Origin of the sequence: Escherichia sp. R1 (assembly GCF_003000935.1) — a bacterium.
GTDB classification, from domain to species: domain Bacteria; phylum Pseudomonadota; class Gammaproteobacteria; order Enterobacterales; family Enterobacteriaceae; genus Escherichia; species Escherichia coli.
This window is the reverse complement of the sequence record NZ_PSRU01000001.1, coordinates 339,753-358,241: the sequence shown is the minus strand read 5'-3', so window position 1 is coordinate 358,241 and position 18,489 is coordinate 339,753. Positions and strand designations below refer to the sequence as shown.

The 18,489-nt window shown below is 52.4% G+C and carries 16 protein-coding genes and 1 riboswitch; of the genes, 12 read left to right on the top strand and 4 right to left on the bottom strand.

Features of this window, described 5'->3' with window-relative positions:
* Nucleotides 1–38 precede the first annotated feature (38 nt).
* Nucleotides 39–1,472 (top strand): anion permease, encoded by a 1,434-nt coding sequence (locus C4F37_RS01765; RefSeq protein ID WP_001036491.1) that lies wholly within the window; start codon nucleotides 39–41, stop codon nucleotides 1,470–1,472.
* A gap of 182 nt (nucleotides 1,473–1,654) precedes the next feature.
* Entirely contained in the window at nucleotides 1,655–3,916 is a 2,262-nt protein-coding gene (locus C4F37_RS01760; protein WP_001556863.1) for a hydratase, read from the top strand.
* A 140-nt stretch (nucleotides 3,917–4,056) separates the two neighbouring features.
* On the opposite strand, the gene C4F37_RS01755 is transcribed toward C4F37_RS01760, so the two are convergent.
* Together C4F37_RS01755 and C4F37_RS01750 are read right to left on the bottom strand one after the other, a co-directional pair.
* Nucleotides 4,057–5,340: a putative acyl-CoA thioester hydrolase gene (locus C4F37_RS01755; protein WP_001091599.1), complete on the bottom strand. Its 1,284-nt coding sequence runs from the start codon at nucleotides 5,338–5,340 to the stop codon at nucleotides 4,057–4,059.
* 151 nt (nucleotides 5,341–5,491) lie between these two features.
* Complete coding sequence (locus tag C4F37_RS01750) at nucleotides 5,492–5,968, bottom strand: kinase inhibitor (protein WP_000767391.1); 477 nt, start codon at nucleotides 5,966–5,968, stop codon at nucleotides 5,492–5,494.
* A gap of 108 nt (nucleotides 5,969–6,076) precedes the next feature.
* On the opposite strand from C4F37_RS01750, the gene C4F37_RS01745 reads away from it, so the two are divergent.
* Nucleotides 6,077–7,207, top strand: a complete 1,131-nt coding sequence (locus tag C4F37_RS01745; RefSeq protein WP_000817269.1) for an RNA-guided endonuclease InsQ/TnpB family protein — start codon at nucleotides 6,077–6,079, stop codon at nucleotides 7,205–7,207.
* Between the two features lie 110 nt (nucleotides 7,208–7,317).
* On the opposite strand, the gene bioA is transcribed toward C4F37_RS01745, so the two are convergent.
* Nucleotides 7,318–8,607, bottom strand: a complete 1,290-nt coding sequence (gene bioA / locus C4F37_RS01740) for an adenosylmethionine--8-amino-7-oxononanoate transaminase (RefSeq protein ID WP_001350189.1) — start codon at nucleotides 8,605–8,607, stop codon at nucleotides 7,318–7,320.
* Nucleotides 8,608–8,693: 86 nt separating this feature from the next.
* On the opposite strand from bioA, the gene bioB reads away from it, so the two are divergent.
* The 5 genes from bioB to uvrB all read left to right on the top strand — a co-directional run bounded on the left by bioB (nucleotide 8,694) and on the right by uvrB (nucleotide 14,896).
* Nucleotides 8,694–9,734, top strand: a complete 1,041-nt coding sequence (bioB, locus tag C4F37_RS01735; protein ID WP_000951218.1) for a biotin synthase BioB — start codon at nucleotides 8,694–8,696, stop codon at nucleotides 9,732–9,734.
* Complete coding sequence (gene bioF / locus C4F37_RS01730) at nucleotides 9,731–10,885, top strand: 8-amino-7-oxononanoate synthase (protein ID WP_001538483.1); 1,155 nt, start codon at nucleotides 9,731–9,733, stop codon at nucleotides 10,883–10,885. The genes bioB and bioF overlap by 4 nt, the downstream gene beginning before the upstream one ends.
* On the top strand, nucleotides 10,872–11,627 hold the full coding sequence (gene bioC / locus C4F37_RS01725; protein WP_001538484.1) for a malonyl-ACP O-methyltransferase BioC: 756 nt from the start codon (nucleotides 10,872–10,874) through the stop codon (nucleotides 11,625–11,627). The genes bioF and bioC overlap by 14 nt, the downstream gene beginning before the upstream one ends.
* Nucleotides 11,620–12,297 (top strand): dethiobiotin synthase, encoded by a 678-nt coding sequence (gene bioD, locus C4F37_RS01720; protein WP_000030923.1) that lies wholly within the window; start codon nucleotides 11,620–11,622, stop codon nucleotides 12,295–12,297. The genes bioC and bioD overlap by 8 nt, the downstream gene beginning before the upstream one ends.
* A gap of 577 nt (nucleotides 12,298–12,874) precedes the next feature.
* On the top strand, nucleotides 12,875–14,896 hold the full coding sequence (gene uvrB, locus C4F37_RS01715) for an excinuclease ABC subunit UvrB (RefSeq protein ID WP_001538485.1): 2,022 nt from the start codon (nucleotides 12,875–12,877) through the stop codon (nucleotides 14,894–14,896).
* A 37-nt stretch (nucleotides 14,897–14,933) separates the two neighbouring features.
* On the opposite strand, the gene yvcK is transcribed toward uvrB, so the two are convergent.
* Nucleotides 14,934–15,842, bottom strand: a complete 909-nt coding sequence (gene yvcK, locus C4F37_RS01710; protein WP_001331964.1) for a uridine diphosphate-N-acetylglucosamine-binding protein YvcK — start codon at nucleotides 15,840–15,842, stop codon at nucleotides 14,934–14,936.
* A 264-nt stretch (nucleotides 15,843–16,106) separates the two neighbouring features.
* Nucleotides 16,107–16,251, top strand: a riboswitch (molybdenum cofactor riboswitch).
* Between yvcK and moaA the strand changes: the two genes are divergently transcribed.
* The 4 genes from moaA (at nucleotide 16,239) to moaD (ending at nucleotide 18,488) form a co-directional block, all read left to right on the top strand.
* Nucleotides 16,239–17,228, top strand: coding sequence for a GTP 3',8-cyclase MoaA (gene moaA / locus C4F37_RS01705; protein WP_001295301.1), 990 nt, complete (start codon nucleotides 16,239–16,241; stop codon nucleotides 17,226–17,228). (Overlaps the previous riboswitch by 13 nt.)
* Nucleotides 17,229–17,249: 21 nt before the next feature.
* On the top strand, nucleotides 17,250–17,762 hold the full coding sequence (gene moaB / locus C4F37_RS01700; protein ID WP_000084639.1) for a molybdenum cofactor biosynthesis protein B: 513 nt from the start codon (nucleotides 17,250–17,252) through the stop codon (nucleotides 17,760–17,762).
* 2 nt (nucleotides 17,763–17,764) lie between these two features.
* Nucleotides 17,765–18,250 (top strand): cyclic pyranopterin monophosphate synthase MoaC, encoded by a 486-nt coding sequence (gene moaC, locus C4F37_RS01695; RefSeq protein ID WP_000080885.1) that lies wholly within the window; start codon nucleotides 17,765–17,767, stop codon nucleotides 18,248–18,250.
* Complete coding sequence (gene moaD / locus C4F37_RS01690) at nucleotides 18,243–18,488, top strand: molybdopterin synthase sulfur carrier subunit (protein WP_000611261.1); 246 nt, start codon at nucleotides 18,243–18,245, stop codon at nucleotides 18,486–18,488. Before moaC ends, moaD begins: the two co-directional genes overlap by 8 nt.
* Nucleotide 18,489 lies beyond the last annotated feature (1 nt).

The window sequence follows — 18,489 nt, the reverse complement described above, 5'->3', positions numbered from 1 at the left end:
AATTCTGTATGAGTCATACAGAAAGAACAGGATATTAAATGAATAAAAAATCGTTATGGAAGCTAATTCTGATATTAGCGATCCCATGTATTATTGGCTTTATGCCAGCTCCGGCAGGATTAAGCGAACTGGCGTGGGTGCTTTTTGGTATTTACCTGGCGGCCATTGTGGGGCTGGTTATCAAGCCTTTCCCGGAACCTGTCGTACTGTTAATTGCCGTCGCCGCATCGATGGTAGTGGTGGGTAACTTATCAGGTGGGGAATTTAAAACCACCGCCGTATTAAGCGGTTACTCTTCCGGTACCACCTGGCTGGTGTTTTCTGCGTTTACTTTAAGCGCCGCGTTTGTAACCACAGGCTTAGGTAAACGTATTGCCTATCTGCTGATTGGTAAAATTGGTAGCACTACCCTGGGTCTGGGTTACGTTACGGTATTTCTCGATCTGGTACTGGCTCCGGCAACACCGTCTAACACCGCGCGTGCGGGCGGCATCGTGTTACCGATCATCAACAGCGTGGCAGTGGCTTTGGGATCAGAACCGGAAAAAAGTCCGCGTCGTGTTGGACATTACCTGATGATGTCCATTTACATGGTCACCAAAACCACCAGCTATATGTTCTTTACTGCAATGGCGGGGAACATTCTGGCGCTGAAAATGATCAACGACATTCTGCACCTGCAAATTAGCTGGGGTGGATGGGCGTTAGCCGCCGGATTGCCGGGCATCATTATGCTGCTGGTCACCCCGCTGGTGATTTACACCATGTATCCACCAGAAATTAAGAAGGTGGATAACAAAACCATCGCTAAAGCGGGCCTTGCCGAACTGGGACCGATGAAAATCCGCGAAAAAATGCTGCTCGGTGTCTTTGTGCTGGCGCTGCTGGGCTGGATTTTCAGTAAGTCTCTGGGGGTTGATGAATCCACCGTGGCAATCGTTGTTATGGCAACTATGCTGCTGCTGGGTATCGTTACCTGGGAAGACGTGGTTAAAAATAAAGGCGGCTGGAATACCTTAATCTGGTACGGCGGTATTATCGGCTTAAGCTCCTTATTATCGAAAGTTAAATTCTTCGAATGGTTAGCTGAAGTCTTTAAAAATAACCTGGCATTTGATGGTCACGGTAACGTTGCTTTCTTCGTTATTATTTTCCTCAGCATCATCGTGCGTTATTTCTTCGCTTCTGGTAGTGCCTATATCGTTGCTATGTTACCTGTGTTTGCCATGCTGGCGAATGTCTCCGGCGCACCGTTAATGTTAACCGCGCTGGCACTGTTGTTCTCTAACTCCTATGGCGGCATGGTTACTCACTATGGCGGCGCGGCAGGTCCGGTCATCTTTGGCGTGGGTTACAACGATATTAAATCCTGGTGGTTGGTCGGTGCGGTACTGACGATATTAACCTTCCTGGTGCATATCACCCTCGGCGTGTGGTGGTGGAATATGCTGATCGGCTGGAACATGCTGTAAATATACTCGTCATACTTCAAGTTGCATGTGCTGCGTCTGCGTTCGCTCACCCCAGTCACTTACTTATGTAAGCTCCTGGGGATTCACTCGCTTGTCGCCTTCCTGCAACTCGAATTATTTAGAGTATATCCATTTATTATCTTTCTGCGCACTTCACGGTGCGCAGATATCTGGAGCATTTGATGATCAAGTTATCTGAAAAAGGCGTGTTTCTCGCCAGCAATAACGAAATAATTGCCGAAGAACATTTCACCGGCGAAATAAAAAAAGAAGAAGCAAAAAAAGGCACTATTGCCTGGTCTATTCTCTCTTCTCATAATACGTCCGGAAATATGGATAAACTTAAAATTAAGTTTGATTCATTAGCCTCTCACGATATTACCTTTGTTGGTATTGTACAGACCGCTAAAGCGTCCGGTATGGAACGTTTCCCGCTGCCGTATGTGCTGACCAACTGCCATAACTCACTCTGTGCTGTGGGCGGCACCATTAACGGTGATGACCATGTTTTTGGTTTATCGGCGGCCCAGCGTTATGGCGGTATTTTTGTGCCACCGCATATTGCGGTCATCCATCAATATATGCGTGAAATGATGGCGGGCGGCGGCAAAATGATCCTCGGGTCAGACAGCCATACCCGTTACGGTGCGTTAGGGACAATGGCGGTTGGCGAGGGCGGCGGCGAGTTGTTAAAACAGCTGCTTAATGACACCTGGGATATCGACTATCCGGGCGTGGTTGCGGTGCATCTGACCGGAAAACCTGCGCCGTATGTGGGGCCGCAGGATGTGGCGCTGGCTATCATCGGTGCTGTGTTCAAAAACGGTTACGTCAAAAACAAAGTGATGGAGTTCGTAGGTCCCGGTGTTGCAGCGCTCTCTACCGATTTCCGTAACAGCGTTGACGTGATGACCACTGAAACGACCTGTTTAAGTTCTGTCTGGCAAACCGATGAAGAAGTCCATAACTGGCTGGCGCTGCACGGTCGCGGCCAGGATTACTGCCAACTTAACCCTCAACCAATGGCGTACTACGATGGCTGCATCAGCGTTGATTTAAGCGCCATCAAACCAATGATTGCGCTGCCATTCCACCCGAGCAACGTGTATGAAATCGACACGCTGAACCAGAACCTGACCGACATTCTGCGTGAGATTGAAATTGAGTCCGAACGCGTGGCGCACGGTAAAGCCAAACTCTCGCTGCTGGATAAAGTGGAAAATGGTCGCCTGAAAGTGCAGCAGGGGATTATCGCGGGCTGTTCTGGCGGTAACTACGAAAACGTCATCGCGGCGGCGAATGCGCTGCGCGGTCAATCCTGCGGCAATGACACCTTCTCGTTAGCGGTTTACCCGTCATCACAGCCGGTGTTTATGGATCTCGCCAAAAAAGGTGTGGTAGCAGATTTGATCGGCGCAGGCGCAATCATCAGAACCGCGTTCTGCGGCCCATGCTTTGGCGCGGGCGATACGCCAATCAACAACGGTTTGAGTATTCGCCACACCACGCGTAACTTCCCGAACCGCGAAGGCTCTAAGCCAGCTAATGGGCAGATGTCAGCGGTGGCGTTGATGGACGCTCGTTCTATCGCTGCGACTGCGGCAAACGGTGGCTATTTAACCTCTGCCAGCGAACTCGATTGCTGGGACAACGTGCCGGAGTACGCCTTCGATGTAACGCCGTATAAAAACCGTGTTTATCAGGGCTTTGTGAAAGGGGCGACCCAGCAACCGCTGATTTACGGACCGAACATTAAAGACTGGCCAGAATTGGGTGCGCTGACTGACAATATCGTCCTCAAAGTGTGCTCGAAGATCCTCGACGAAGTGACCACCACCGACGAACTGATTCCTTCCGGTGAAACCTCTTCATATCGTTCAAATCCGATTGGTCTGGCGGAGTTTACTCTGTCACGCCGCGATCCAGGTTATGTTGGCAGAAGTAAAGCGACTGCCGAGCTGGAAAATCAGCGTCTGGCGGGAAATGTCAGCGAGATGGCAGATGTGTTTGCGCGCATTAAGCAGATTGCTGGTCAGGAACATGTTGATCCGCTGCAAACTGAAATTGGCAGCATGGTTTATGCGGTGAAACCAGGCGATGGTTCTGCGCGTGAACAGGCGGCGAGTTGTCAGCGTGTGATTGGCGGTCTGGCGAATATTGCCGAGGAGTACGCGACTAAACGCTATCGTTCTAACGTCATCAACTGGGGGATGTTACCGCTGCAGATGGCGGAAGTACCGAACTTTGACGTAGGTGATTACATTTATATCCCTGGCATTAAAGCGGCGCTGGATAATCCTGGAACGACGTTTAAAGGTTATGTGATCCATGAAGATGCACCGGTAACGGAGATTACGCTCTATATGGAAAGTCTGACTGCTGAAGAGCGCGAGATTATCAAGGCAGGTAGTTTGATTAACTTCAATAAAAACCGTCAGATGTAAAAAGCGCCATGTGAATGTAGGTCGCATCCGGCACTTATTGTCGGATGCGATGCTGGCGCATCTTATCCGACCGACAAATCGTATCGAACTGTAGGCCGGATAAGGCGTTTACGCCGCATCCGGCACATAGTTAACAGCTCCTACTTCTTCGCCTCTGCAACCACTTTGCTACCCACGCCGCGGTTATTGTATTCCCACATGCGGTTGTAGTTAGTGTCATTCAGATTGCGCTGTACTTCGTCGTTATCATCAACGCTGCCGGTGTTACCCGCAAATGGACGATTAGAGATCACCGCATCAGCCCACGGTTTGGCTGTGTTAAAACCTTCGTTGATGGCGCTATCACGGATCACTACCTGACCGTTGGTATTGGCATCAACATCCAGCGAGCGGCCCAGTTGCGCCACGCCATCACCGGAAGCATTGAAACGGCTGTTTACGGCGAGGAAACCGTAGTAAATGTTGGACAGCGTAGCCGGTGCAAACACATACGCTTCTTGCTGGGTACGGGAGTTCACCACGCGGAATTCGGTGTTATCGAACACCACTGCGCCGCGACCAGAAACGATATCCACATCCCCTTCAATATAGCTGTTGGTCACCAGCGTACGCGGCTGACGATTCGTTTCCAGACGGTTCTGCACACCGCTGTTGGTGACAAAGAAGGTGTTCTGACGACCGAGAATGTTGACGTTATTGATCTGCACTTTGTCGCCATCAGTACGCAGTGCCACCGCCGGATGGTTACCCGCATCTACGCTATCGCCCAGCGTGTTTTCGATGGTCAGGTTTTGCAGTTGCAGGCCATTGTTTTGTGACCAGAAGACCGCAGAGCAGAGAACACCGATACTGTCGCTGCGTTTACTCTGGCAGCTATCGTACATATACCACGCCGGTTTACCTGGCATATATTTGCCGCGCGGGTTGACGTCGTGACGCCAGTCGGCAGGGCTCATGCCACCATCAAGGGAAAGCCCAATCTTCACATCAATCGGTTTTTCACCTGTACCGTATAGAGTAATTCCACCCGGAGCGGCAGGGACATACACCGTTCCCTGATACTCACCAGGCATCACGGCAATATACTGGCGCTTGTTGGTACGCTTGATAATTGCCGCATCTACCGCCGCCTGAATCGTGGTATGCGTTACACCTTGAGTACCCGCCGGGCCGACAACAAAGTCAGGTTGCGCAGGCAGGGTAATCGGGGAAGGATTCCACGCTGCCGCACCTGGTGTCAGGGATGCAAAATAGTGTTGAGCATCGAAATTCTGCGCTTCTTTTGCCGACAGAATCGGGCGAGAAGAGGTACCAGGCGCGGTTTGATCAGAAGGACGTTGATCGGGCGGTGTTGAGCTACAGGCGGTCAGCGTCACGCCAAAAGCCAATGTCAGCGCCAGACGGGAAACTGAAAATGTGTTCACAGGTTGCTCCGGGCTATGAAATAGAAAAATGAATCCGTTGAAGCCTGCTTTTTTATACTAACTTGAGCGAAACGGGAAGGTAAAAAGACAAAAAGTTGTTTTTAATACCTTTAAGTGATACCAGATGGCATTGCGCCATCTGGCAGAGTGATTAACTAAACATCGCAGTAATCGAGGCACTCGCCAGAGAGTGAAAATGAACGTTAAACCCGACCATCGCGCCGCTGGCACCTTCATCGACATCAATACGTTCTACATCCAGCGCGTGAACGGTAAAAATGTAGCGATGGGTTTCGCCTTTCGGCGGCGCTGCGCCATCGTACCCGGTTTTACCAAAGTCGGTACGCGTCTGCAAAACGCCGTCTGGCATAGCTACCAGACCAGAGCCAAACCCTTGCGGTAATACGCGGGTATCAGCGGGTAAATTAACAACTACCCAGTGCCACCAGCCGGAGCCGGTTGGCGCATCCGGGTCATAGCAGGTGACAACAAAACTTTTCGTTCCCGCAGGAACATCATCCCACGCCAGATGCGGTGAAATATTATCGCCATCGTAACCCATGCCGTTAAAGACATGACGATGCGGCAGCTTATCGCCATCGCGCAGATCGTTACTGATGAGTTTCATTAGAATGCCTCCGGGAAACCTCGGCCTTCAGACCGGGGAGGAAAGGAGGCGGTTTTCCGACTAACTGTACTTTGCATAATCACATTTTCCTCTTTAGTATGTGAACACATGAAACGCGCATATAAATACCGGTTTTACCCGACAACTGAGCAGGCTGAGCTTTTAGCTCAGACGTTTGGCTGTGTGCGCTTCGTCTACAATTCCATCCTTCGTTGGCGTACCGATGCGTACTACGAGCGAAAAGAAAAGATCGGTTATCTACAGGCCAACGCTCGCCTTACGGCGCTCAAAAAAGAGCCTGAATACATATGGCTGAATGATGTTTCCTGCGTTCCCCTCCAGCAGTCGTTGCGCCACCAACAAGCCGCCTTTGCTAACTTCTTTGCCGGACGAGCTGCATATCCGGCTTTCAAAAGCAAACGGCACAAACAGGTGGCTGAGTTCACTGCCAGCGCGTTTAAACACCGTGACGGCGAGTTGTATATAGCAAAGAGCAAGTCGCCGCTGGATGTTCGCTGGAGTCGAGAATTACCATCTGCGCCGTCAACCGTTACCATTTCCAGAGATAGCGCTGGCAGGTACTTTGTTTCCTGCCTGTGTGAGTTTGAACCTGTATCAATGCCTGTTACCGCTAAAACGGTCGGCATTGATGTGGGCTTAAAAGATTTATTCGTCACCGATACCGGATTCAAAACCGACAATCCCCGCCACACCGCTAAATATGCGAAGCGATTAACGCTGCTACAGCGACGTTTAAGCAGGAAGCAAAAAGGCTCAAGAAACCGAATTAAAGCCCGCTTAAAGGTCGCCCGACTCCACGCGAAAATCGCCGATTGCCGGATGGACAATCTGCACAAGTTGTCCCGCAAACTGATTAACGAAAACCAAGTTGTTTGCGTCGAATCCCTCAAGGTGAAAAACATGATCCGCAACCCGAAGCTGTCTAAAGCAATAGCTGACGCAGGCTGGAGCGAACTTGTTCGCCAGCTCCAGTACAAAGGCAAATGGGCCGGGCGGTCAGTGGTCGCCATTGACCAGTATTTACCGTCCTCAAAATGCTGTAGTTGCTGCGGTTTCACCATGCAAAAAATGCCTCTTAATGTTCGTAAATGGCACTGCCCTGAATGCGGCGCAGACCATGATCGCGACATTAACGCGGCACGTAATATTAAAGCTGCCGGGCTGGCAGTGTTAGCCCACGGAGAGCCTGTAAACCCTGAATCGCAGCACGCGGCTTAGGTTCGGCTTGTTGAAGTGGGAATCCCCGTCATTCAGGGCGGGGAGCCGTCAAGAGCCCTCCTTTCTTGTTTGCAGAAAGTGTAGCCAGAAACCCTCACGCTGACTTCCCGTTATTGGCAAAAAAATGTTTCATCCTGCACCGCACGGTTAACCGCTGCGGTCAGACGCTGCAACTGTTGCGGGAGAATAATATAGGGCGGCATCAGGTAAATCAGTTTGCCAAAAGGCCGGATCCAGACACCCTGTTCGACAAAGAATTTTTGCAGCGCTGCCATATTCACCGGACGAGTGGTTTCGACCACGCCGATTGCCCCCAGTACGCGCACATCGGCAACCATTTCGGCGTCACAGGCGGGGGCAAGTTGCTCGCGTAGCTGCGCTTCAATAGCCGCCACCTGATGCTGCCAGTCGCCAGATTCAAGAATCGCCAGGCTGGCGTTTGCTGCTGCGCAGGCCAGCGGATTGCCCATAAAAGTTGGCCCATGCATAAAGCAGCCGGCTTCGCCGTTACTGATGGTTTCCGCAACCTCGCGCGTGGTGAGCGTGGCGGAAAGGGTCATTGTGCCGCCGGTTAAGGCTTTACCGAGACACAAAATATCCGGCGCGATTTCTGCATGTTCACAGGCAAACAGTTTGCCGGTACGACCAAATCCGGTGGCGATCTCGTCGGCAATCAGCAAGATACCTTCGCGATCGCACATTTTGCGGATTCGTTTTAACCATTCCGGATGGTACATGCGCATCCCGCCTGCGCCCTGGACAATCGGTTCAATGATCACCGCCGCGATTTCATGACGATGCGCTGCCATCAGGCGGGCAAAGCCCACCATATCACGCTCATCCCATTCGCCATCCATGCGGCTTTGCGGGGCGGGAGCAAACAGGTTTTCTGGCAGATAGCCTTTCCACAGGCTGTGCATTGAGTTGTCCGGATCGCACACCGACATCGCGCCAAAGGTATCGCCATGATAACCATTGCGGAAGGTTAGAAAACGCTGGCGCGCTTCGCCTTTGGCCTGCCAGTACTGCAACGCCATTTTCATCGCCACTTCTACCGCTACGGAGCCGGAGTCCGCGAGAAAAACGCACTCCAGCGGTTGCGGCGTCATTGCCACCAATTTGCGGCACAGCTCAATGGCGGGCGCATGGGTGATACCGCCAAACATCACATGCGACATAGCATCAATTTGCGACTTCATCGCCGCATTAAGCTGCGGGTGATTGTAACCGTGGATCGCCGCCCACCAGGACGACATACCGTCAACCAGGCGTCTGCCGTCAGACAAAATTAGCTCGCAACCTTCGGCGCTTGCCACCGGATAAACCGGCAGCGGGGAGGTCATGGATGTGTATGGGTGCCAGATATGGCGTTGGTCAAAGGTAAGATCGTCCGTTGTCATAATCGACTTGTAAACCAAATTGAAAAGATTTAGGTTTACGAGTCTACACCGAATTAACAACAAAAAACACGTTTTGGAGAAGCCCCATGGCTCACCGTCCACGCTGGACATTGTCGCAAGTCACAGAATTATTTGAAAAACCGTTGCTGGATCTGCTGTTTGAAGCGCAGCAGGTGCATCGTCAGCATTTCGATCCTCGTCAGGTGCAGGTCAGCACTTTGCTGTCGATTAAGACCGGAGCTTGTCCGGAAGATTGCAAATATTGCCCGCAAAGCTCGCGCTACAAAACCGGGCTGGAAGCCGAGCGGTTGATGGAAGTTGAACAGGTGCTGGAGTCGGCGCGCAAAGCGAAAGCGGCGGGATCGACGCGTTTCTGTATGGGCGCGGCGTGGAAGAATCCCCACGAACGCGATATGCCGTACCTGGAACAAATGGTGCAGGGGGTAAAAGCGATGGGTCTGGAGGCGTGTATGACGCTGGGCACGTTGAGTGAATCTCAAGCGCAGCGCCTGGCGAATGCCGGGCTGGATTACTATAACCACAACCTCGACACCTCGCCGGAGTTTTACGGCAATATCATCACCACCCGCACCTATCAGGAACGTCTTGATACGCTGGAAAAAGTGCGAGAAGCTGGGATTAAAGTCTGTTCAGGTGGCATTGTGGGCTTAGGCGAAACGGTGAAAGATCGCGCCGGATTATTGCTGCAACTGGCAAACTTGCCGACGCCGCCGGAAAGCGTGCCAATCAACATGCTGGTGAAGGTGAAAGGCACGCCGCTGGCGGATAACGACGATGTCGATGCCTTTGATTTTATCCGTACCATTGCCGTAGCGCGGATCATGATGCCGACCTCTTACGTACGCCTTTCTGCCGGACGCGAGCAGATGAACGAACAGACTCAGGCGATGTGCTTTATGGCTGGCGCAAACTCGATTTTCTACGGTTGCAAACTGCTGACTACGCCGAATCCGGAAGAAGATAAAGACCTGCAACTGTTCCGCAAACTGGGGCTAAATCCGCAGCAAACTGCCGTGCTGGCGGGCGATAACGAACAACAGCAGCGTCTGGAGCAGGCGCTGATGACCCCGGACACTGACGAATATTACAACGCGGCAGCACTATGATCTGGCAGGAGAAAATCGACGCGGCGCTTGATGCGCGGCGTGTTGCTGATGCCTTGCGTCGCCGTTATCCGGTGGCACAAGGAGCCGGACGCTGGCTGGTGGCAGATGATTGCCAGTATCTGAACTTTTCCAGTAACGATTATTTAGGTTTAAGCCATCATCCGCAAATTATCCGCGCCTGGCAGCAGGGGGCGGAACAATTTGGTGTCGGTAGCGGCGGTTCCGGTCACGTCAGCGGTTATAGCGTGGCGCACCAGGTGCTGGAAGAAGAACTGGCCGAATGGCTGGGCTATTCGCGGGCACTGCTGTTTATTTCTGGTTTTGCCGCTAATCAGGCTGTCATTGCCGCGATGATGGCGAAAGAGGACCGTATTGTTGCCGACCGGCTTAGCCATGCCTCATTGCTGGAGGCTGCAAGTTTAAGCCCGTCGCCGCTTCGCCGTTTTGCTCATAACGATGTCACTCATCTGGCGCGACTGCTTGCTTCCCCCTGTCCGGGGCAGCAACTGGTAGTGACAGAAGGTGTGTTCAGCATGGACGGCGATAGTGCGCCACTGGAGGAAATCCAGCAAGTAACGCAACAGCACGATGGCTGGTTGATGGTCGATGACGCCCACGGCACGGGCGTTATCGGGGAGCAGGGGCGTGGCAGCTGCTGGCTGCAAAAGGTAAAACCAGAATTGCTGGTGGTGACGTTTGGCAAAGGATTTGGCGTCAGCGGGGCAGCGGTGCTTTGCTACGATACCGTGGCGGATTATCTGCTGCAATTCGCTCGCCATCTTATCTACAGCACCAGTATGCCGCCCGCTCAGGCGCAGGCATTACGTGCGTCGCTGGCGGTCATTCGCAGTGATGAGGGGGATGCACGGCGCGAAAAACTGGCGGCACTCATTACTCGTTTTCGTGCCGGAGTGCAGGATTTGCCGTTTACGCTTGCTGACTCATGCAGCGCCATCCAGCCATTGATCGTCGGTGATAACAGCCGTGCGTTACAACTGGCAGAAAAACTGCGCCAGCAAGGCTGTTGGGTCACGGCAATTCGCCCACCAACCGTACCCGCTGGTACTGCGCGACTGCGCTTAACGCTAACCGCAGCGCATGAAATGCAGGATATCGACCGTCTGCTGGAGGTGCTGCATGGCAACGGTTAATAAACAAGCCATTGCTGCGGCATTTGGACGGGCAGCCGCACACTATGAGCAACACGCCGATCTACAGCGCCAGAGTGCTGACGCCTTACTGGCAATGCTCCCACAGCGTAAATACACCCGCGTACTGGATGCGGGTTGTGGACCAGGCTGGATGAGCCGCCGCTGGCGAGAGCGTCACGCGCAGGTGACTGCGTTAGATCTCTCTCCGCCAATGCTTGTTCAGGCACGCCAGAAGGATGCCGCAGACCATTATCTGGCGGGAGATATCGAATCCCTGCCGTTAGCGACTGCGACGTTCGATCTTGCATGGAGCAATCTCGCGGTGCAGTGGTGCGGTAATTTATCCATGGCACTCCGCGAGCTGTATCGGGTGGTGCGCCCCGGAGGCGTGGTCGCGTTTACCACGCTGGTGCAGGGATCGTTACCCGAACTGCATCAGGCGTGGCAGGCGGTGGACGAGCGCCCGCATGCTAATCGCTTTTTACCGCCAGATAAAATCGAACAGTCGCTAAACGCCGTTCATTATCAACATTATATTCAGCCCATCACGCTGTGGTTTGATGATGCGCTCAGTGCCATGCGTTCGCTGAAAGGCATCGGTGCCACGCATATTCATGAAGGGCGTGACCCGCGAATATTAACGCGTTCGCAGTTGCAGCGATTGCAACTGGCCTGGCCGCAACAACAGGGGCGATATCCTCTGACGTATCATCTTTTTTTGGGAGTGATTGCTCGTGAGTAAATGTTATTTTGTCACCGGAACGGATACCGAAGTGGGGAAAACTGTCGCCAGCTGCGCGCTTTTACAAGCCGCAAAGGCAGCAGGCTACCGGACGGCAGGTTACAAACCGGTGGCCTCTGGCAGCGAAAAGACCCCGAAAGGCTTACGTAATAGTGACGCGCTGGCGTTACAGCGCAACAGTAGCCTGCAGCTGGATTACGCAACGGTAAATCCTTACACCTTCGCAGAACCCACCTCGCCGCATATCATCAGCGCGCAAGAGGGCAGGCCGATAGAAGCATTGGTAATGAGCGCCGGATTACGCGCGCTTGAACAACAGGCTGACTGGGTGTTAGTGGAAGGTGCTGGCGGCTGGTTTACGCCGCTTTCTGACACTTTCACTTTTGCGGATTGGGTAACACAGGAACAACTGCCAGTGATACTGGTTGTGGGCGTGAAACTCGGCTGTATTAATCACGCGATGTTGACTGCGCAGGCAATACTACACGCCGGACTGACTCTGGCGGGGTGGGTGGCGAACGATGTCACGCCTCCGGGAAAACGTCACGCTGAATATATGACCACGCTCACCCGCATGATTCCCGCGCCGCTGCTGGGCGAAATTCCCTGGCTTGCAGAAAATCCAGAAAATGCGGCAACCGGAAAGTACATCAATCTTGCCTTAATGTAGTCATCCTGTGCTTGGTTAAATTGTGAGCGAGATCGCGTCTCCGATTGACTGCAATTTAACCAATTAAATTCTAAAAAATCACGAAAAAAATTTTACCTCCGCATCATGCAGTGAATGTGGGAATTGCCCAGGCGGCGGGGGATAGGGGCTGCAGACAGTTATCCACTATTCCTGTGGATAACCATGTGTATTAGAGTTAGAAAACACGAGGCAAGCGAGAGAATACGCGGCTTGCACGCAAATTGGCGTTAAAGACGGCTCAAAGAAATATCTTTTATTTTTTAACAGGTTAGATAATTGCAATGGCAGTCACTGAACAGGCATCTCTTGCCATAAAACTGTCATCAATCATCTTGACAAATGTTAAAAAAGCCGTTGCTTTGGGGATAACCCGGTAAGGCCGGAGTTTTATCTCGCCGCAGAGTAAATCTTGTTCATGATTGACAGCGGAGTTTACGCTGTAACAGAAATATTATGGTGATGAACTGTTTTTTTATCCAGTATAATTTGTTGGCATAATTAAGTACGACGAGTAAAATTACATACCTGCCCGCCCAACTCCTTCAGGTAGCGACTCATGAGTAAACCGTTCAAACTGAATTCCGCTTTTAAACCTTCTGGCGATCAGCCGGAGGCGATTCGACGTCTCGAAGAGGGGCTGGAAGATGGTCTGGCGCACCAGACGTTACTTGGCGTGACTGGCTCCGGGAAAACTTTCACCATTGCCAATGTCATTGCTGACCTTCAGCGCCCAACCATGGTACTTGCGCCCAACAAAACGCTGGCGGCCCAGCTGTATGGCGAAATGAAAGAATTCTTTCCGGAAAACGCGGTGGAATATTTCGTCTCCTACTACGACTACTATCAGCCGGAGGCCTATGTACCGAGTTCCGACACCTTCATTGAGAAAGATGCCTCGGTAAACGAACATATCGAACAGATGCGTTTGTCCGCCACCAAAGCGATGCTGGAGCGGCGTGATGTGGTTGTGGTGGCGTCTGTTTCCGCGATTTATGGTCTGGGCGATCCTGATTTATATCTCAAGATGATGCTCCATCTCACGGTCGGTATGATTATCGATCAGCGCGCGATCCTGCGCCGACTGGCGGAGCTGCAATATGCTCGTAATGATCAAGCATTCCAGCGTGGTAATTTCCGTGTTCGTGGCGAGGTGATTGATATCTTCCCGGCAGAATCGGATGACATTGCACTTCGCGTGGAGCTGTTTGACGAGGAAGTGGAACGATTGTCGTTATTTGACCCGCTGACCGGGCAGATTGTTTCCACTATTCCACGTTTTACCATCTACCCGAAAACGCACTACGTCACGCCACGCGAGCGCATCGTCCAGGCGATGGAGGAGATCAAAGAAGAGCTGGCCGCCAGACGTAAAGTGCTATTGGAAAACAACAAACTGCTGGAAGAGCAGCGGCTGACCCAGCGTACCCAGTTTGATCTGGAGATGATGAACGAGCTAGGCTACTGTTCGGGGATTGAGAACTACTCGCGCTTCCTCTCCGGTCGTGGACCGGGTGAGCCACCGCCGACGCTGTTTGATTACCTGCCTGCTGATGGGCTGCTGGTGGTCGATGAATCTCACGTCACCATTCCACAAATTGGCGGCATGTATCGCGGTGACCGGGCGCGTAAAGAGACACTGGTGGAGTACGGCTTCCGCCTGCCATCAGCGCTGGATAACCGTCCGCTGAAATTTGAAGAGTTCGAAGCATTAGCGCCGCAAACCATCTATGTTTCGGCGACGCCGGGTAATTACGAGCTGGAAAAATCCGGTGGCGATGTGGTGGATCAGGTGGTGCGTCCAACAGGCTTACTCGACCCGATTATCGAAGTGCGGCCGGTAGCGACACAGGTGGATGATCTTCTATCGGAGATTCGTCAGCGAGCGGCAATTAACGAACGCGTACTGGTTACAACTCTGACCAAGCGGATGGCGGAAGATCTCACTGAATATCTCGAAGAACACGGTGAGCGCGTGCGTTATCTTCACTCAGATATCGACACCGTCGAACGTATGGAGATTATCCGCGACTTGCGTCTGGGTGAGTTCGACGTATTGGTAGGGATCAACTTACTGCGCGAAGGTCTGGATATGCCGGAAGTTTCGCTGGTGGCGATCCTCGACGCTGACAAAGAAGGCTTCCTGCGTTCCGAACGTTCGTTGATCCAGACCATTGGTCGTGCGGCACGTAACGTTAACGGTAAAGCGATTCTCTATGGCGATAAGATCACCCCATCAATGGCGAAAGCGATTGGCGAAACCGAACGTCGCCGCGAGAAACAGCAGAAGTACAACGAAGAACACGGCATTACGCCGCAAGGCTTGAACAAGAAAGTGGTCGATATCCTGGCGCTGGGGCAGAACATTGCCAAAACCAAAGCGAAGGGCAGAGGAAAATCGCGCCCGATTGTTGAACCGGATAATGTGCCGATGGATATGTCGCCTAAAGCGTTACAGCAGAAGATCCATGAACTGGAAGGGTTGATGATGCAACACGCGCAGAATCTGGAGTTCGAAGAAGCGGCGCAAATTCGTGACCAGTTGCATCAGTTGCGTGAGCTGTTTATTGCCGCGTCGTGACAAGATGACGAAGCCGGAATATTCTTCCGGCTTCGTGTTAACCTAAAGCCTGTAATGCCTTTTCCAGCGCGCTATGCAACAACTGGCGGTCATGACGATACGGAATATCGCTGGCCTCCAGCACTTCCTGAATCACAATCCGCTCTTTCACCGCCGAGACATCCTCTTTTGGCCCGACGATGACCGCATCAATTACCTTTTTACCAACATACTGCTCCATAATTGCCAGCTTGCTTTCCAGCTTCAGATTAGCCGCAGGTAAACTCAACTCACGCCCCAGATTGCCGATATAGACCATCGGCGCTGGCGTGCGGCGTAATGCCTGTGCGATTTCCTTCAGCAGCAGAATTGGCATCAGGCTGGTGTAAAAACTGCCAGGCCCAATAATGATGAGATCCGCTTCACTGATAGCGTGAACCGCCTCACGCGTTGCGGGTACATTCGGCGTTAACAATAACTCTTGAATCGGCGCAGTTAACTGGTCGATATTGACCTCGCCGTATACTTCATGCCCCTGATCGTCAATCGCCATCAGATCAACAGGATGCTCCGACATCGGAATCAAATGTGCGTCCACTTTCAGCAGATTTCGAATCAGATTGATCGCTTCAAGAGGTCGCACGCTAAGGTGATCCAGTGCCTTTAACATCAGGTTTCCAAGGTTGTGCCCGGAAAGTTCGCCATTACCGCCGAAACGATATTCAAACATTGCGGAAGCGACGCTGGGTTCAGTTATCAGCTGATTGAGGCAGTTGCGCATATCGCCCCAGGCAATGCCGCCTTCTGAGCGGCGAATACGCCCCGTCGAGCCACCGTTATCGGTGGTGGTGACGATACCCGTTAAACGAGAACCCAAAGACGAAAGTGATGAGAGAACGCGTCCCAGTCCATGCCCTCCGCCGAGAGCAACGACACGATCAAGATCAGCCAGCGTACGATTGCGCATATAGTTTCCTGGAGTCAGATTATCCGCGCTACAGTAGCGCAAATTGCGAGGAAACAGCAATTAACCTGCCAATATTGAGGATACAAACTATTTTCTTCTACCTCTAAAGGACGATGCACGCTATGCCTCCCTGATGATGTATATCAAAGTAAAACCGCCATTTTCCCTTATTCTGTAGCGAAATAGCACGATCATGACGCTATATACATGATTACATAGCGAAAGTGTGGATGGTAAAAATCTCATTTACACGCTAGTATCGGCTTAACCACTAAACACTCTAGCCTCTGCACCTGGGTCAACTGATACGGTGCTTTGGCCGTGACAATGCTCGTAAAGATTGCCACCAGGGCGAAGGAAGAAATGACTTCGCCTCCCGTATCTGGAAAGGTGTACATGGCTTCACAACTGACTGATGCATTTGCGCGTAAGTTTTACTACTTGCGCCTGTCGATTACTGATGTGTGTAACTTTCGTTGCACCTACTGCCTGCCGGATGGTTACAAGCCGAGCGGCGTCACCAATAAAGGCTTTCTGACCGTCGATGAAATTCGCCGGGTTACGCGCGCCTTCGCCAGTTTGGGCACCGAAAAAGTCCGTCTGACAGGTGGTGAGCCATCTTTACGCCGCGACTTTACCGATATCATCGCCGCTGTGCGAGAAAACGACGCTATTCGCCAGATAGCGGTCACCACCAATGGTTACCGTCTGGAGCGCGATGTGGCGAACTGGCGCGATGCTGGACTTACTGGCATCAACGTCAGCGTCGACAGTCTGGACGCTCGCCAGTTTCATGCCATTACCGGGCAGGATAAATTCAACCAGGTCATGGCAGGAATCGATGCTGCATTTGAGGCCGGTTTTGAGAAGGTCAAAGTCAATACCGTGCTGATGCGTGATGTTAATCATCACCAGCTCGACACCTTTCTGAACTGGATCCAGCATCGTCCCATCCAGCTGCGTTTCATCGAACTGATGGAAACGGGCGAGGGCAGCGAGCTCTTCCGTAAGCATCACATCTCTGGTCAGGTTCTGCGTGACGAGCTACTGCGTCGCGGCTGGATCCACCAATTACGTCAACGCAGCGACGGTCCCGCGCAAGTCTTTTGTCATCCGGATTACGCCGGAGAGATTGGCCTTATCATGCCGTATGAAAAAGACTTCTGCGCCACTTGCAACCGCCTGCGCGTTTCCTCCATTGGTAAACTCCATCTCTGCCTGTTTGGTGAAGGCGGCGTTAACCTGCGCGATCTGCTGGAAGACGATACCCAGCAACAGGCGCTGGAAGCGCGTATTTCAGCGGCGCTGCGGGAGAAAAAACAGACCCATTTCCTGCATCAAAACAACACCGGTATTACGCAAAACTTATCGTACATTGGTGGCTAAAACGTCAAAAGGAGAGATCAGATGAGTCAGGTAAGCACTGAATTTATCCCGACCCGTATTGCTATTCTTACGGTTTCTAATCGTCGCGGTGAAGAAGACGATACCTCCGGTCACTATCTGCGCGATTCGGCGCAAGAAGCGGGCCATCACGTTGTCGATAAAGCCATTGTGAAAGAAAACCGCTACGCTATTCGCGCTCAGGTATCTGCGTGGATCGCCAGCGATGATGTACAAGTGGTGTTGATTACGGGTGGTACTGGCCTGACGGAAGGCGATCAGGCTCCCGAAGCGCTGCTGCCGTTGTTCGACCGTGAAGTTGAAGGTTTTGGTGAAGTGTTCCGGATGTTGTCGTTCGAAGAGATTGGCACTTCCACGTTGCAATCTCGTGCGGTAGCGGGCGTCGCTAACAAAACGCTGATTTTCGCCATGCCGGGTTCGACCAAAGCGTGCCGTACCGCATGGGAAAATATCATTGCGCCACAGCTGGATGCCCGTACGCGTCCGTGTAATTTCCATCCACATTTGAAGAAATAAGTATGTCGCAACTGACCCATATCAACGCCGCTGGCGAAGCGCACATGGTGGATGTCTCCGCCAAAGCGGAAACCGTGCGTGAAGCGCGCGCCGAAGCCTTTGTCACCATGCGCAGCGAGACGCTGGCGATGATTATTGATGGTCGCCACCACAAAGGCGACGTATTTGCCACTGCGCGTATCGCCGGTATTCAGGCGGCAAAACGCACCTGGGATCTGATCCCGCTGTGTCACCCGCTGATGCTCAGCAAAGTTGAAGTCAATTTACAGGCCGAGCCGGAGCACAATCGGGTACGTATAGAAACCTTATGCCGCCTGACCGGGAAAACCGGTGTCGAAATGGAAGCGTTAACCGCGGCCTCCGTGGCGGCGCTGACCATTTATGACATGTGCAAAGCGGTGCAAAAAGATATGGTGATTGGTCCGGTACGTTTGCTGGCGAAGAGCGGCGGCAAGTCGGGTGACTTTAAGGTGGAAGCGGATGATTAACGTTCTTTTTTTCGCCCAGGTGCGCGAGTTGGTGGGAACAGATGCAACCGAAGTGGCTGCGGATTTCCCAACCGTTGAAGCGTTACGCCAACATCTGGCTGCGCAGAGCGATCGCTGGGCGCTGGCGCTGGAAGATGGCAAATTGCTGGCTGCTGTCAACCAGACGCTGGTGAGTTTTGACCATTCGCTGACTGACGGCGACGAAGTGGCTTTCTTCCCGCCGGTAACCGGAGGTTAAG